This is a genomic window from Maritalea sp. S77, assembly GCF_049801075.1.
In the GTDB taxonomy this organism is placed as follows: domain Bacteria; phylum Pseudomonadota; class Alphaproteobacteria; order Rhizobiales; family Devosiaceae; genus Maritalea.
This window is the reverse complement of record NZ_JBNAGG010000001.1, coordinates 1,277,973-1,291,055: the sequence shown is the minus strand read 5'-3', so window position 1 is coordinate 1,291,055 and position 13,083 is coordinate 1,277,973. Positions and strand designations below refer to the sequence as shown.

Annotated in this window: 14 protein-coding genes; 7 read left to right on the top strand and 7 right to left on the bottom strand. The window is 53.4% G+C overall.

The features are described 5' to 3' along the window. The first annotated feature begins 30 nt into the window (after nt 1-30). Nucleotides 31-1,638: a lysine--tRNA ligase gene (locus tag ACP15Y_RS06205; RefSeq protein ID WP_424982131.1), complete on the top strand. Its 1,608-nt coding sequence runs from the start codon at nt 31-33 to the stop codon at nt 1,636-1,638. 445 nt (nt 1,639-2,083) lie between these two features. On the opposite strand, the gene ACP15Y_RS06200 is transcribed toward ACP15Y_RS06205, so the two are convergent. Beyond that, the gene (locus ACP15Y_RS06200) at nt 2,084-2,776 is read right to left on the bottom strand and encodes an ankyrin repeat domain-containing protein (protein ID WP_424982130.1); all 693 of its coding nucleotides are present in this window, start codon (nt 2,774-2,776) and stop codon (nt 2,084-2,086) included. A gap of 109 nt (nt 2,777-2,885) precedes the next feature. On the opposite strand from ACP15Y_RS06200, the gene ACP15Y_RS06195 reads away from it, so the two are divergent. Further along, complete coding sequence (locus ACP15Y_RS06195; RefSeq protein ID WP_424982129.1) at nt 2,886-3,635, top strand: LytTR family DNA-binding domain-containing protein; 750 nt, start codon at nt 2,886-2,888, stop codon at nt 3,633-3,635. A gap of 2 nt (nt 3,636-3,637) precedes the next feature. On the opposite strand, the gene ACP15Y_RS06190 is transcribed toward ACP15Y_RS06195, so the two are convergent. Beyond that, entirely contained in the window at nt 3,638-4,273 is a 636-nt protein-coding gene (locus tag ACP15Y_RS06190) for a S24 family peptidase (RefSeq protein ID WP_424982128.1), read from the bottom strand. Nucleotides 4,274-4,442: 169 nt separating this feature from the next. On the opposite strand from ACP15Y_RS06190, the gene ACP15Y_RS06185 reads away from it, so the two are divergent. Beyond that, nucleotides 4,443-4,784 carry a DUF952 domain-containing protein gene (locus ACP15Y_RS06185; RefSeq protein WP_424982126.1) on the top strand — a complete coding sequence of 114 codons (342 nt, stop codon included), beginning with the start codon at nt 4,443-4,445 and terminating at the stop codon, nt 4,782-4,784. Next, a complete protein-coding gene (locus ACP15Y_RS06180; protein WP_424982125.1) occupies nt 4,785-5,897 on the top strand; it encodes a quinone-dependent dihydroorotate dehydrogenase in 1,113 nt (370 codons plus the stop codon). It begins immediately after the preceding gene. On the opposite strand, the gene ACP15Y_RS06175 is transcribed toward ACP15Y_RS06180, so the two are convergent. From ACP15Y_RS06175 to ACP15Y_RS06165, 3 genes are all read right to left on the bottom strand, one after another. Beyond that, nucleotides 5,894-7,258 (bottom strand): MATE family efflux transporter, encoded by a 1,365-nt coding sequence (locus ACP15Y_RS06175; RefSeq protein ID WP_424982124.1) that lies wholly within the window; start codon nt 7,256-7,258, stop codon nt 5,894-5,896. The genes ACP15Y_RS06180 and ACP15Y_RS06175 overlap by 4 nt on opposite strands. Before the next feature lie 39 nt (nt 7,259-7,297). After that, nucleotides 7,298-8,071: an SDR family NAD(P)-dependent oxidoreductase gene (locus ACP15Y_RS06170; RefSeq protein WP_424982123.1), complete on the bottom strand. Its 774-nt coding sequence runs from the start codon at nt 8,069-8,071 to the stop codon at nt 7,298-7,300. 72 nt (nt 8,072-8,143) lie between these two features. Then, complete coding sequence (locus tag ACP15Y_RS06165) at nt 8,144-8,431, bottom strand: DUF6460 domain-containing protein (protein WP_133572751.1); 288 nt, start codon at nt 8,429-8,431, stop codon at nt 8,144-8,146. A 63-nt stretch (nt 8,432-8,494) separates the two neighbouring features. On the opposite strand from ACP15Y_RS06165, the gene ACP15Y_RS06160 reads away from it, so the two are divergent. Genes ACP15Y_RS06160 through pdeM form a run of 3 tightly spaced genes read left to right on the top strand, consistent with a single transcriptional unit; the run spans nt 8,495 to nt 12,188 of the window. Further along, a complete protein-coding gene (locus ACP15Y_RS06160; RefSeq protein ID WP_424982122.1) occupies nt 8,495-11,038 on the top strand; it encodes a ligase-associated DNA damage response DEXH box helicase in 2,544 nt (847 codons plus the stop codon). Continuing rightward, complete coding sequence (locus tag ACP15Y_RS06155) at nt 11,035-11,487, top strand: GNAT family N-acetyltransferase (RefSeq protein ID WP_424982121.1); 453 nt, start codon at nt 11,035-11,037, stop codon at nt 11,485-11,487. The genes ACP15Y_RS06160 and ACP15Y_RS06155 overlap by 4 nt, the downstream gene beginning before the upstream one ends. Next, nucleotides 11,484-12,188 carry a ligase-associated DNA damage response endonuclease PdeM gene (gene pdeM, locus ACP15Y_RS06150; RefSeq protein WP_424982120.1) on the top strand — a complete coding sequence of 235 codons (705 nt, stop codon included), beginning with the start codon at nt 11,484-11,486 and terminating at the stop codon, nt 12,186-12,188. Before ACP15Y_RS06155 ends, pdeM begins: the two co-directional genes overlap by 4 nt. Here the strand turns inward: pdeM and ACP15Y_RS06145 are convergent. Together ACP15Y_RS06145 and ACP15Y_RS06140 are read right to left on the bottom strand one after the other, a co-directional pair. Further along, nucleotides 12,185-12,685 (bottom strand): GNAT family N-acetyltransferase, encoded by a 501-nt coding sequence (locus ACP15Y_RS06145; protein WP_424982119.1) that lies wholly within the window; start codon nt 12,683-12,685, stop codon nt 12,185-12,187. The genes pdeM and ACP15Y_RS06145 overlap by 4 nt on opposite strands. Continuing rightward, nucleotides 12,625-13,083: a DUF3429 domain-containing protein gene (locus ACP15Y_RS06140; RefSeq protein WP_133572747.1), complete on the bottom strand. Its 459-nt coding sequence runs from the start codon at nt 13,081-13,083 to the stop codon at nt 12,625-12,627. The genes ACP15Y_RS06145 and ACP15Y_RS06140 overlap by 61 nt, the downstream gene beginning before the upstream one ends.

Sequence of the window (13,083 nt, the reverse complement as noted above, 5' to 3'; positions counted from 1 at the left end):
AATGATTTGAAACCGGAAAGGGACGCCAAAATGGCAAACACCCCCACACTTTTTGACGCTGATTTTTTTGACGCGGCACAAAATGCCCGCGCATGGCCTTTTGAAGAGGCAAAAAAGGTGCTCAAACGTGTGGAAAAATCCGGCAAGAAAGAAGCGATTTTTGAAACGGGCTACGGCCCATCAGGCCTGCCGCACATTGGCACCTTTGGCGAAGTTGTGCGCACCTCCATGGTGCGTCATGCCTTCCGGCTTTTGACAAAGGATCAAATCCCCTCGAAAATTATCTGCTTTTCTGATGATATGGACGGCTTTCGTAAAGTGCCAGCCAACGTGCCCAACCAAGAGCACTTGGCCCATTATATTGGCAAGCCTTTGACCAAAGTGCCGGACCCGTTTTCAGACGAATATCCGAGTTTTGCGCACCACAACAATGCACGCTTGTGCAAGTTTTTGGATGATTTCGGCTTTGAATATGAGTTTGCAAGCGCCACAGATTACTACACATCCGGTCGGCTAGACGCCGCGCTATTGCGTATGCTTGAAGTCTATGACGACGTGATGAAAGTGATTTTGCCAACGCTTGGGGAAGAGCGGCAAAAAACCTATTCGCCGTTTTTGCCTGTGTGCCCACGCACAGGCATTGTGCTGCAGGTGCCCATGATCGCCCGCGATGTGGAAAAAGGCACGGTGACTTTTATTGATCCGGAAACCAATGAAGAGGTGACCGTGCCCGTAACGGGCGGTGCCGTGAAATGCCAATGGAAAGCCGATTGGGCGCTGCGTTGGTATGCGCTGGGCGTGGATTATGAAATGTCTGGCAAGGATTTGATCGACAGTGTGAAGCTTTCGTCGCGCATTGTGCGCGCCATGGGCGGCACACCGCCGGAAAGCCTGAGCTATGAATTGTTCTTGGACGACCAGGGCCAAAAAATCTCAAAATCGAAAGGCAATGGCCTGTCGATTGAAGATTGGTTGACCTATGCCTCGGACGAGAGCTTGGCATTGTTCATGTATCAAAAGCCAAAAACTGCAAAGAAGCTGCATTTTGATGTGATCCCAAAAGCGGTGGATGAGTATTACACCTTCTGCACAAAGGCGGAAACACAGACGCCCGCAGAGGTGTTGGAAAACCCTGCCGTGCATATTCATGCGGGTATGCCACCAAAGCACGACATACCGCTGACCTTTGCACTGTTGCTGAATTTGGTTTCAGCTGCCAACGCATCTGACGCGTCAGTACTGTGGGGGTTCATCACACGCTATGCACCAGAGGCGACACCGGAAACACATCCAGAGTTGGACCGGATGGTGGGCTATGCCATTCGCTACTTTGATGATTTCGTAAAGCCAACCAAACAGTTCCGCGCACCCACAGACCAAGAGCGAGCAGCAATGGAAAAACTGGCTGTACGCTTGGATGAAGTTGAAGATCAAAGTGATGCGGATGCAATCCAAACGCTTGTGTTTGAAATCGGCAAAGATTTTGAATTTGAACCGCTGCGCAATTGGTTTAAAGCGCTTTACCAAGTGCTGTTGGGCCAAGACCAAGGTCCACGCTTCGGCTCATTCATCGCCCTTTATGGTGTAGATGAAACCAAGCAACTGATTGCCGACGCATTAGACGGCAAATTCGTCTAGTCGCACACGGAGTGGTCATACCACCATTAACCTCTCCCCATCAAAGGGGAGGGGATATCTCTTTGCCTTGCCGATCGTTTTACAGCGCCGCTCCAACTACCGTCGCCACCCCGGACTTGATCCGGGGGCCAAGCAGCATTGGCGTAGGTGCACAAGATGAGCTTCTCCTACCCATTGCCGCCGCTACATGGATTACCGGATCAAGTCCGGTAATGACGTGAGAGTGGGGTGGCTTAGCCCAGCACTGCGTAAGAACAGGGCACCCATGGCGGGGGTGCCGGGGTAGTGAGCACTTTGAACGACGGCGGCGCGTGAAGACCCCCGGGGGTGCCGGGTCAGCCGGTCCGGCGTGAGGACAAAAAATGTGAGCATAGCACCCGGTGGCGACTAGAAAATTTAGCCCCGCGCAGTGGACATTGCGCGGGGCTTTTGCGACTTTTTTTATTTATTCTATGTCGCAAGGGTTGGACGCACAGAAGTCGGGATAATATTCCTGCAGCAGTGGCAGCGCGAAACTCTCCCGTTCCCACTTCTTTGAAAATTGAAAAGCGTTCAGCCCATCATCATTGAGAACGGTTGGATCAACGCCATTTTCTAATAGCGCCCGCACAACCTTTTCATCACGCTGATAAATGGCCCCGTGAAGCGAGGGATCGCCCACCTTGTCGGGCGCATTCAGATCGACCTTTGCTTCAATGAGGGTAAGCGCATGGTCAGTGCGATGGTTCATGATGGCCAATTGCAAGGGCGTCATCACCCAATCGCCGCTCTCAAATTCCGCATCGGCACCACTTTCAAGCAGCAGACTGATCAGGGCAGATGCATCACTGCTGGACACCGCCGCAAGCGAAAGTGGGCGATCCTCACTGCCGGGCCGAACGGGTTGGTTCACGTCCGCGCCTGCTTCGATCAGCAGTTTGGCAATTTCCGCATCGCCTTTATAGGCCGCCATGCCCAGCGCAGTGAAAGCACCTTTTTTGATATAGTTTGGATCAGCGCCCGCGTCCAACGCGCTTTGAACTGTTGCCGCGTCTTGGTCTTGCACGGCTTTATATAGTTCGTCGCTACCAAAGCTGGTTTGCGCCGACGCAGCACAAAAGCTGAGGGCAATGATGATTGATTTCCATTTGTTGATCATGGAATTGAACTCTCCCAATTCGTTTAAAAACAAAAGGGATTGAATTGGTGCGAAAGAAACGGTTCAATTCAGGATGCGTGAGGGACCAATAAAAATTCGGCAACAACCAATGGCACTGCATCAGTTTTTCCAAAGAAGCGATTTTCTTGATGTGCGGCGACTGCTGTTCTTCCTCGCCATTGCCGCCAGTTTGGCGATGACCGGGCCTTTTGGCACCTTTTATCTGCCCTTGCTCACCCGCGCGACCTATTGGACCTTGTGGCTCATGATGATTTGGGCCCCCACCGTGTTGATTTTCGGCGCAGCGCAACGCAGCTTTTTGGCGAACTATGCGTCAAATTGGGCAATAAGCGCTGGCGTATTTCTCATTTCTTGGCCTATCGTCGCTTTTTGTGCGGTGTCTTTGGCCAGCCAATTCTTCGTAGATTTTCCGCTGACAGCACAAAATATCCTGGCTGAGGCCAAGGTGCTTTGGCCCGTCTTGTTCGGCTTGGTTTTACTGTTGCATTTCACCCACGCCAAGGCGGAAACAAAGGACGAGCGCGAAGAGCGACCAATTGCGTTTTTGGCACGACTGCCCGCCAAACTTGGGAAAGATCTAATCTCAATTTCCAGTGCAGACCACTATTTGCAGGTGAAAACAAAGCAGGGCGAGGCGCTGATATTGTTGAGCCTTAAGCAGGCCGAAGCAGAGCTGAATGCTTATCGCGGTCTGCGCATCCATCGCGGCCACTGGGTGGCATTGGATGCCGTTGCCCAAAAAGTGTGGCGCGATAGTCGGCTCTTTCTGGAATTGAAAGATGGCTCGCAGCTGCCTGTCGGCCGTTCCTACCGCTCAGAAGTTTTGGCGCAAATCTGACATTATTGGCTGGCCCACAAGATGCGGGCGATCCAATCTAAATCCATCGATTTGATAATGCGTGGCTCATGTTCGGGATTGATGGAGTGTAATTCAATCTGATTGGCGGTTTGCCGATGCAAAATCTTCGCCATGACTTCACCATCTTGCGTCCGCACCACCACGCGGTCGCCACGGCGCACCTGCTCGGAAGGCGAGACAATAATCACATCGCCATCGCGATAAAGCGGCAACATGCTGTCGCCGCTCACTTCTAATGCATAGGCGTTCGCATCTGGCCCAACGGGAAAGTGAACTTCGTCCCATCCATGACCGACCGGAAAGCCGCCACTATCAAAAAAGCCACCTGTGCCTGCCTGAGCAAATCCCAACAAGGGAATGGGGCTTTCATGCACATCGGGCTGGGTGTAAACACCGCCGCCTGCCAAAAAACTATCCATATCTTCATTGGTTGCATCGAGAATTTTTGCTAAACTCTCAGTAGACGGCCATCGTTCGCGACCATCTTTGCTGGTGCGTTTTGACGGATTGAAACTTGTCGAGTCCAATCCTGCCGCACGCGCAAGCGCAGAAACAGAGAGCCCTTTGCGCTCTGCCAAAGCGTCAATTGCGTTCCATATATTGCGGTGAGAGATCATGGTTGGACCCTGTTCGTTACAGGAATAGTTTCGCAGATGCGGATTAAAATCCTATATCTTGGTAACTATTCTTAATAAATTTGTAAAGTAAAAACGATTTGGCGCGCTTGCACTTTTGGCTATAAAGGACTAAGCCTTTGTTGAATAAACAATTTAGCGTTTAACACCCATGATCATTTACAAAGTTTGCCCTAAAGCAGATTATGAAGCAGCCGCAGATGTTGGTTTTTATCGCGGTATGCCCATTGATCATGAAGATGGCTATATGCATTTCTCCACGGCTGCACAATTGCCAGAAACCTTGGAAAAACACTTCTCCGGGCTTTCTGACCTTGTGCTTTTATATGTGGATGCAGAGCGGGTAGAGAACCATTTGAAATGGGAACCGTCACGTGGCGGCGATCTATTTCCACATCTCTATACCGAATTGAATATGGCTCATGTGCTTCGAACGCACGACCTGAAAACAGATGAGAGCGGCCGGTATATTCTGCCCGACGATATACGATAAATGAAATCCTACATTTCCAAATTATTGAATAACCCGCTGGTTCAAAATCTTACGCGGGACGCTTTGCTGAAAATGGATCCAGAGCAAGCCCACCGCACAACGATTAGTGCGCTGAAGCTGGGCGCCGTGCCAGAGCAGGAAGATGCTGATCCCACTTGCCTCACCACAAGCTTGGCCGGGCTAGAGCTTAAAAACCCAGTGGGTATGGCAGCGGGCTTTGACAAAAACGCGGAAGTGCCAAACCAGCTGATGCAAATTGGGTTCGGCTTTGTTGAAGTGGGCACCATCACCCCACGCCCACAGGACGGGAACCCAAAACCCCGCCTGTTCCGTTTGCCAGAGCATATGGGCGTGATTAATCGCATGGGGTTCAATAATGAAGGCCATGAGGCTGCATTTGAGCGCCTAACCCGCAACAAGCAACCTGGCACCACCATCGGCATCAATGTGGGCGCCAATAAAGACAGCGAAGATTTTGTAGCTGATTATGTGGAAGGCGTGAAACGCTTTGCCCCAATCGCCGATTATCTCACCGCCAATATTTCATCGCCCAACACGCCGGGCCTACGCAATCTGCAAAGCAAAGAGGCGCTGAAGCGGCTTTTGACCGAAGTGCTGGCCGAGCGCAGTCGCGCTTCAGTTCGCGTGCCGGTATTTTTGAAACTCGCGCCCGATTTGAGCGAGACAGAGATGGACGAAATTACGTCTGTTATTGAAACGCTCGATCTGGATGGATTAATCATTTCCAACACCACCATTCGCCGCGATTTGGTGGAGGGTGCTGAGAATGCAGATGAAGCTGGCGGGTTGAGCGGACGTCCGCTATTCAACTTCTCCACCCAACGTTTGGCCCAAATGCGCCAACGGGTGGGCAAGGACATGCCGATCATCGGGGTTGGTGGCATTTATTCTGCCGAAACCGCTTTGGCCAAGTTCGAAGCTGGTGCGGATGCGGTGCAGCTTTATTCTGCTCTAGTGTTTGGCGGCATGGAATTGATGACAAGCATCAAAAAAGGGCTGGTCAGCGAAATGATGCGCCATTCTTACAAGAGTGTTGCAGATATTTCCGGCACCAAAACCGACGACTGGGCCAGCGGCAAGATCGAAATCTAAGCCGCAGCCTGCTCGGGATGATCTTCCTCAAATAAGCTCGGCACGCGCCGCATCAACAGCCACAAAAAGATCACGCTGCGGGCGATGAAAAAGCCATGCAGCGCCAGCCACAGCCCATAAATACCCCAAAGCGGCACCGCAATCGCCCAAATCGCAAAGAAGGCGACGGCGGATAACATCATGCCATTGCGCATATCTTTGCCCATGGCCGCGCCTGCAAACACGCCATCCAACACAAACGCCAGCACCCCAAACACAGGGGCGAGGGCGGCGAGCCACAAAAAGTCGCGTGCGGTTTGGCGCACCACATCACTGGTGGACATAAAGTCGATGATCATCGGCCCGGTGAGGATGAAAATCACCGTCAAGCAGCCTGATAAGATAAAGCCCCAAAGAGACGACAGCTTGATTGCGCTGAAGAAAGCAGGCTTCCACCGCGCCCCAATCGCCTTGCCGCACAGCTGTTCCGACGCGGCGGCAAGCCCGTCCAGAAAGAACGCGGCGACCATCAAAAAGTGCAGCAAAATGCCATTGGTGGCGAGAATGGCGTCGCCTGCCTGCGCCCCTTCGCGGGCGAAGAACGAGAAGACCGCATTGATGGTGACCGAGCGCAACAAAATATTGCTGCTCAAAGAGAGCATTTTTTTGATCTCGGCTTTGTCCAGCAAATTGGCTTCATCCAAGCGCCGCGCCAGTTGGGAAAAACCACCGAGCGTGTGAATGGCAACAAAGACGCCTATGGTCATAAAAATGACAGTAGCGGCAACCGTCCCCCATGCCACGCCAGCAATGCCCATATCGAACTGGAACACCAGCACATAAGACACGATGATGTTGGTGATGTTCAAACCCGCTTGTAGCACCAACGCCGTGATAGATTGACCGCGGCCCAAAAACCAGCCTGCCAACACAAAGTTCATAAGCGCGAAGGGCGCAGCAAAAAGCCGGATGAAGAAATATTGGTCAAAGGCCGCATTCACCGCGTCGCTGGCACCATAAACCACTTTGGCGAACTGGGCGAGAGGACCGCCGAGCAGCAAGATCAATAGTCCCGCCGCCAACCCGATCACCAAACCGCGCGCCAATTGTGCTGTTTGCTTTGCCTCATCCCGTGCGCCGAAGGCTTGCGCAGTGAGGCCCGTAACGGACATGCGCAAAAAGTAGAAAAAGGCGAACATAAAGTCGAACACCAAACCGCCCAACAGCAAGCCGCCCAGCAAATCCACTTCGCCCAAACGCCCCACAATGGTGGTGTCGGCAATGCCGAGCAGAGGCTCAGTAACGAACGCAAGGGCCGTGGGCAAAGCGATGTACCACACATCTTTGTGCCGCACATCAAACGGGTAGGTTTTGGCTGTCATGTCAGACGCTTTCAAGACGCGCCGAAAGGCGCAAGGGAACTAGCCGCGCGTGATGGTGGGCGCGCTTGGTGTTTGGGCAATCGGCATCACTTCAACGCAGTTGATGTTCACATGGGCAGGGCGCGTGGCGAGAAACCAAACAATCTCCGCAATATCTTGCGGCACCAATGGCAACACATCTTCATAAAGCTTTTCATTGGCTTCTTCGCTGCCTGTGCGCACCAAGGTGAATTCTGATTTGGCCATGCCCGGCTCTAGGCTGGTGACACGAATATCGCCGCCTGCAAGGTCGCTGCGCAAATTATAAGAGAATTGATGGGTGAAGGCTTTGGTGGCGCCATAAACATTGCCGCCAGGGTAAGCAAAGCTGCCCGCGATGGAGCCAACATTGACAATGCTTGCGCCTTTACCAGCTTTTTTCAGGTGTGGCAGCAAGTTCAAAGTCACGTCCAACACGCCCATAATGTTGGTGTCAATCATGGTGCGCCATTGCTCGCGCGATACATTGGGAACCGGGTCTACACCAAGCGCCAAACCGCCATTATTGAACAAGCAATCAATGGTGCTGTGGCTTTCAGGCAGGGCATCAATGCCCGCTTTGATGGACGTCTCGTCAGTCAAATCCATCTGAACAATGTGAACTTGCCCGTCAGGAAATTCGCTTTGCAGATCCTTCAGTCGCTCTTCGCGCCGGCCGGTGGCCACGATCTTCCAACCATTTTGCGCAAACAGCCGCGCAGTTGCCGCGCCAAAGCCAGAAGTTGCGCCGGTGATGAAAATGGTTCTTGCGTTAGCAAAATCGTGGTGCGCCATCGTAAACGACTCCGAAAAGTGGTGGGACCACTTTTCTAACAGTGTTTATTTTTGGCTGTAAAGCGTTCTGAACTACTTAAAGGACTTGAGAATGCGAATAAGAATCCAAAGTGGGAAAACAACCGCCGCACCATATCCAAACCAAATGGCAACCGTGCCGATGGTGGAGCCAAAATCAGAGAAGATGGAGCCAACCCAGCGGCCAAAACCACCAAAAATATCACCCGGGGTGAGGCCGGATTGATACATAACAAAGCCAACCAGCAAGGAAGCGAGGACCAGTTTGATGAACTGTTTGCCGTTCGATCTGTTGCGATCTCTCCGATCATCAGCATCATATGTGTGATCATGTTCAGGCATTTTTGTCCCCTTTGTCGAATTTAAGCTGGCGCGTTGGCGTCTCATTTGTGAAATATAAGCACGATGGCGAAAACAACAAGAAATCAATCTGATTCTTTTGCGGCCACTCCAGATTTGTTTTCGCAAAGCTGGGGGCTGCCACCCATTGTGCGCGACTGGTTTTTAGGCCGAAAATGGGCGCCGCGCGCCCACCAGCTTGATATGCTAGAAGCGGACAGAGCCGGGAAATCAGCGCTTTTGATCGCGCCCACCGGGGCGGGGAAAACCCTGTCCGGCTTTTTGCCCAGCATTTGCGATTTGGCCGAAACGCCTCATGAAGGGCTGCATACGCTTTACATTTCGCCACTCAAAGCTCTTGCCGTCGACGTGGCGCGCAACCTGATCAACCCGATTGAAGAGATGGGGCTGGAGGCGCGGGTGGAAACTCGCACAGGCGACACCCCGTCCTCTCGCCGCCAACGCCAGCGCTTTGATCCACCGCATATTTTGATGACCACGCCAGAGCAACTGGCCTTGATGCTCTCGCATCAAGAAGCGCCAAAATTGTTCGGCACTGTAAAGCGGGTTGTGCTGGATGAATTGCACGCGCTGGCCCTGTCCAAACGCGGCGATTTGCTGGCGCTCGGTTTGGCGCGGTTGGGTACGCTTTGCCCTGACCTGAAAGTGTCAGCCCTATCGGCCACCGTGGCGCACCCGGAAATGTTACGCGATTGGATTGTCGCGCCGTGCCCGCAACGAGAGGTGGCGATGGTCACCCATGATGGCGGAGCAAAACCGCAATTGTCGATTTTGGCCAGCGATGATCGCGTACCGTGGGCAGGGCATTCGGCGCAATATGCGGTGCCGGATTTGCTGAACATCATCAAAGACAATGGCACCAGCCTTTTGTTCGTGAACACAAGATCGCAAGCCGAATTGCTGTTTCAATCCCTTTGGGAACTGAACGAAGACTCGCTGCCCATCGCGCTGCACCATGGCTCGCTGGATGTCGAGCAGCGCCGCAAGGTGGAAGCCGCGATGGTGGCAGGGAAATTGCGGGCGGTGGTGTGTACCTCCACCCTCGATCTCGGCATCGACTGGGGCGATGTGGATTTGGTGATGCAAATCGGCGCGCCCAAAGGCTCGTCGCGCTTGTTGCAACGCATTGGCCGCGCCAACCACCGTTTGGACGAACCGTCCCGCGCCATTCTGGTGCCCGCCAACCGTTTTGAAGTACTGGAATGCGAAGCCGCCGTGGAAGCCGCAGAGGAGGGTGCGCAGGACAGCGAAGACCCACAGCCCGGCGGCCTGGACGTATTGGCGCAGCATATTCTGGGCATGGCGTGTAGTGATCCGCTGGTTGCCGATGCGCAATATGAGGAAACTTTGCGCGCATGGCCCTATCGCGAGCTTAGCCGTGATCTTTTTGATCGGGTGATCGAGTTTGTGGCCACGGGTGGCTATGCCCTCAAGGCATATGAACGCTACGCACGCTTGCGCAAAACCGCCGATGGCACATGGCGCATTTCCCACCCGAAAGTGGCGCAGCAATATCGGTTAAATGTGGGCACCATTGTGGAAGAGCCGATGCTCAAAGTGCGGTTGGTGCGCTCCAAAGCCCATAAGCGCGGCGCGACCACTGGCCCGATTGGCCGAGGCGGGCGCGTTTTGGGCGAGATGGAGGAATATTTCCTCAGCCAATTGATGCCCGGCGATACCTTTCTGTTCGGCGGCGAAATGGTGGCGTTCGAAGCCATTCGCGACAATGAAGCCTATGTGTCGCGCTCTTATAACAACAACCCGAAAATCCCCTCCTATATGGGCGGCAAATTTCCGCTCTCAACCTATTTGGCCGAACGAGTTCGGGCGACATTAGCGGACCCCACAAGCTGGAAAGTGCTGCCCGATCAGGTGCGCGAATGGCTGAGCTTGCAGCGCGATGTGTCGTTGCTGCCGGGCAAGGAAAGCCTGTTGGTGGAAACCTTCCCTAAGGCCGATAAATATTTCATGGTCTGCTATCCCTTTGAAGGGCGGCTGGCCCACCAGACTCTGGGCATGTTGCTGACGCGGCGGTTGGAGCGTGACCGCGCCAAACCGCTCGGCTTTGTTGCCTCCGAATATGCGCTGGCCATTTGGTGCGCTACCGACATTGGCCATCAATTCAAATCTGGTCGCCTTAGTTTGGATGAACTTTTTTCCGAAGATATGTTGGGCGATGATCTGGAAGATTGGCTGGATGAATCCAGCCTAATGCGCCGCACCTTCCGCAACTGCGCCATCATTTCAGGGCTGATTGAGCGCCGCCATCCGGGCAAGGAAAAGACCGGGCGGCAAATGACCATGTCGTCTGACCTGATTTACAATGTGCTCTATGAGCATGAGCCTGACCATATATTGATGCAGGCCACGCGGCGCGATGCCGCGCGCGGGTTGCTGGATATTGAGCGGCTGGGCCATTGTTTAAAGCGGATCAAACGGCATATTATTCATCAAAAGCTAGACCGAATCTCTCCGCTGGCGGTGCCGGTGATGCTGGAAATTGGCAAAGAGCCAATCTTTGGCGAAGGGCGCGAAAGCGTGTTGGTGGAAGCGGCGGAAGAATTGATGCGCGAGGCAACTGGACAATGAGCAAAGCTGAAATCCGCGAAATGCGACCTGAAGAAGAAGACCATTGGGCACGCATGCGCGCCGAACTTTTCCGCATCTCATTTGATGAGGCGAAAGAGGAAACGGCAGCCTTTATGGCTGGCGAGCATCTGACGCTCAAAATTGTATTTGTTGGTGTCGTCGATGGCGATGTCTGCGCGTTCCTAGAGATCAGCGAACGCACCTATGCGGATGGCTGTTATGACGGACCAGTGGCCTATATGGAAGGCTGGTTCGTGGGTGAAATAGCACGCGGCATGGGAGTTGGCAAAGCATTGGTCGACGCGGCAATCGCTTGGGCGAAATCCAAAAACTATCCGCATTTGGCATCTGATGCTGAACTGAAAAATATTGATGGCCATCGCGCCCACGAAGCAGTGGGCTTCGAAGAAGTGGACCGCGTGGTGCAATATCGGATGGCGCTGAAATGAACAGCGCTGCCGTGCGGCAAAAACAAGAGCCAGTGATGTTAAGCTTTGGCGGACAAGATTTTGTGCCGCTGCTCTCTGGTGCGCTATATTGGCCGAGCCAAAATGCGCTGCTGGTGGCGGACTTGCATTTGGAGAAGATGTCGTCCTTTGCCAAATCTCGCCAGTTTCTGCCACCTTATGACACAAAGGCCACGCTGGCAAAGCTAGAGCGTGACCTAACCCAGACAGGCGCAAGTCGCGTATTCTCGCTGGGCGATAGTTTCCATCGTGATGAAGGCACAACCACCTTGCTGCCGCACGACCGTGAGTTGGTCACCAGCTTTGTGGCGCATTATGATTGGATTTGGATTGCCGGCAATCACGACCCAAGCGCCCATGATTTGGGTGGCCATTGTTGCGATGAATTGTTTATGGATGGCCTGACCTTATCGCATGAGCCAGATGCAAAGTTCGCCCCGCAAATTGCAGGCCATCTGCATCCCGGCGCACGTATCCGTATCAATGGGCGCTCCACCAAACGCCCATGCTTTGTATTTGATGAAGCGCGGCTGATCATGCCGTCTTATGGGGTCTCCACGGGCAATCTCAATGTGCTGAACCCTGCGTTCAAACCTGTCATCAATAATGATGAGATGCGGATTTTCGCGATTGGCCGCGATCAGATTTATCCCGTGAGCGCGAAATATCTGGTCAAAGGCTAGAGCCGTTTCTGAAAACCAGTTTTATCCTGCGTCAGCCCCGCTTCAATATAAAAATCAAGCGTACCCTGCGTTGTGCTGCCCGTAAGCAACATCACCTTATAACAGCCCGCTTTCTCCGCCCGCTCAAACGCATCATGCAGCACGCGCTTGCCCAATCCCATGCGGCGATATTGCTTGTGGGTGACCACATTTTCAATCAGCGCCATGGGGCGATTGCCGCGGGTAAGGTTGGGCAGAATAAATAGCGTGCAGCTCGCAACAATAAGACCGTCCATCTCAGCTACGATGATTTGGCGATCTGGATCATCCAGCAGCTTTGAAAGGTCTTGCTCAAATTGGGCAGGGCTCACCACAGGATCGTCAGGGTTGAGATGGGTGTAAATATCCTGCAGGGCAATGGCATCGCGAATGGTCGCCAGCCGAATGGCACATCCCATCATTGGCCGACAAGCAACCGTGCGATCAGGATCAACACCAAGGTGACGCACACAAGCCATGTCATCACCAGCCGTAACCGTGCATAGGCGGGTGGCACCCGGCCACGAATGCCGGACCAAACGTCCCAAAGCCCATGAATGCCAAAGCCAACTGTGAGGATAAGCAAGCCGATGGTGAGGGGCAGCAAGAGGGTGATAAACCCGGCCACAGAGCCGAAAATACCCACAATGTAGGTGAGGTCGCTGCCCGCGCCGCCTTGCAGACGAATGCCCCAGCGCACCCCGCCCAAGAAGGACAGGATCAACGCGCCATAGCCGAGCAAAGCTCGTTCAAAAACAACCGGATCAACAGGCGAAAGCCCAGGAAAAATAACGATGAGAAAGCCCATGGCGAACGGCACCCAGCCTGCCAAGGCAGCCAACGAAACAGTGCGTGACCAAAATATGGGAAGAGACAT

Bases quoted from the DNA above. Each gene is read 5' to 3' on its own strand.
- ACP15Y_RS06180 (WP_424982125.1), top strand. From the start codon at position 4,785: ATGAAATCCTACATTTCCAAATTATTGAATAACCCGCTGGTTCAAAAT.
- ACP15Y_RS06205 (WP_424982131.1), top strand. From the start codon at position 31: ATGGCAAACACCCCCACACTTTTTGACGCTGATTTTTTTGACGCGGCA.
- ACP15Y_RS06140 (WP_133572747.1), bottom strand. From the start codon at position 13,083: ATGTCTCTTCCCATATTTTGGTCACGCACTGTTTCGTTGGCTGCCTTG.
- ACP15Y_RS06190 (WP_424982128.1), bottom strand. From the start codon at position 4,273: ATGATCTCTCACCGCAATATATGGAACGCAATTGACGCTTTGGCAGAG.
- ACP15Y_RS06155 (WP_424982121.1), top strand. From the start codon at position 11,035: ATGAGCAAAGCTGAAATCCGCGAAATGCGACCTGAAGAAGAAGACCAT.
- ACP15Y_RS06195 (WP_424982129.1), top strand. From the start codon at position 2,886: ATGGCACTGCATCAGTTTTTCCAAAGAAGCGATTTTCTTGATGTGCGG.
- ACP15Y_RS06200 (WP_424982130.1), bottom strand. From the start codon at position 2,776: ATGATCAACAAATGGAAATCAATCATCATTGCCCTCAGCTTTTGTGCT.
- ACP15Y_RS06145 (WP_424982119.1), bottom strand. From the start codon at position 12,685: ATGGCTTGTGTGCGTCACCTTGGTGTTGATCCTGATCGCACGGTTGCT.
- pdeM (WP_424982120.1), top strand. From the start codon at position 11,484: ATGAACAGCGCTGCCGTGCGGCAAAAACAAGAGCCAGTGATGTTAAGC.
- ACP15Y_RS06170 (WP_424982123.1), bottom strand. From the start codon at position 8,071: ATGGCGCACCACGATTTTGCTAACGCAAGAACCATTTTCATCACCGGC.
- ACP15Y_RS06185 (WP_424982126.1), top strand. From the start codon at position 4,443: ATGATCATTTACAAAGTTTGCCCTAAAGCAGATTATGAAGCAGCCGCA.
- ACP15Y_RS06165 (WP_133572751.1), bottom strand. From the start codon at position 8,431: ATGCCTGAACATGATCACACATATGATGCTGATGATCGGAGAGATCGC.
- ACP15Y_RS06160 (WP_424982122.1), top strand. From the start codon at position 8,495: ATGGCGAAAACAACAAGAAATCAATCTGATTCTTTTGCGGCCACTCCA.
- ACP15Y_RS06175 (WP_424982124.1), bottom strand. From the start codon at position 7,258: ATGACAGCCAAAACCTACCCGTTTGATGTGCGGCACAAAGATGTGTGG.